The 1,087-nt window shown below is 63.0% G+C and carries 1 protein-coding gene; it reads left to right on the top strand.

The window, feature by feature from the left end:
* The coding region (locus J6595_RS22355; RefSeq protein ID WP_209597964.1) for an NAD-dependent epimerase/dehydratase family protein at positions 1–873 on the top strand (873 nt) is incomplete at its 5' end.
* Positions 874–1,087: the final 214 nt, after the last annotated feature.

Genomic DNA, 1,087 nt, shown 5'->3' with positions numbered 1-1,087 from the left:
GAGCAGCGCGCCGCGCCCTATTCGATGAAGTCGTCGTCGCACAAGCGCTATACGGTGAGCAACAACCTCAACGCCACCAACGACGTCCTCGCCGCGATCGTCGAGTCGCGCCAGAACATCCATCTCATCCATCTCGGCACGATGGGCGTCTACGGATACGGCACCGCCGGCATGAAGATCCCCGAGGGCTATCTGAAGGTCAGCGTCGCGACGGAGAACGGCAGCAGCGAGCAGGAGATCCTCTACCCGACCAATCCCGGCTCGATCTATCACATGACGAAGTCGCAGGATCAGCTGTTCTTCCATTTCTACAACAAGAACGACGGCGTCGCGATCACCGATCTCCACCAGGGCATCGTCTGGGGCACCCAGACCGAGGAGACCCGGATGGACGAGCGGCTGATCAACCGCTTCGACTATGACGGCGACTACGGCACGGTGCTCAACCGCTTCATCATGCAGGCGGCGGTGAACTATCCGCTGACGGTGCATGGAACGGGCGGCCAGACGCGCGCCTTCATCCACATCCAGGACACCTGCCGCTGCATCGAGCTTGCGCTGCACAATCCGCCCCAGCGCGGCGAGCGCGTGAACATCCTCAACCAGATGACCGAGACCCACCGGGTTCGCGATCTGGCCAAGATGATCGCCGAGATGACGGGCGCGCAGATCGCCAATCTCGACAATCCGCGCAACGAGGCGGCGGAGAACGAGCTGCATGTGGCCAATGATCGCTTCCTCGGCCTCGGTCTCGATCCGATCAAGCTGTCGGCCGGGCTGATGCAGGAGGTCAAGGAGATCGCCGAGCGCTATGCGGCTCGCTGCGACACGACGAAGATCCCCTGCGTGTCCGTCTGGACGCCGTCCTCCTGAGCGATCGGGAGATCATTTTCGGGGGGTGAGAGTGGTGATTGATGGTTCTGCCAGTCGAAACGACCTCCCGGATGGAACTGCAGCGCAGGGCGCAGGCTCTGTCGCTGCGCTTTGAGGGGGCCGATGCGTCGGTCGTTCTGAAGGCGGCGCTGACGGAGCTCTTCGTCGGCCGGATCGGCCTTGTGTCGTCCTTCGGGACGGAGGCCGCGATCCT

Origin of the sequence: Jiella mangrovi (assembly GCF_017815135.1) — a bacterium.
Taxonomy (GTDB): domain Bacteria; phylum Pseudomonadota; class Alphaproteobacteria; order Rhizobiales; family Rhizobiaceae; genus Jiella; species Jiella mangrovi.
This window is presented reverse-complemented; position numbering and strand designations above follow the sequence as displayed.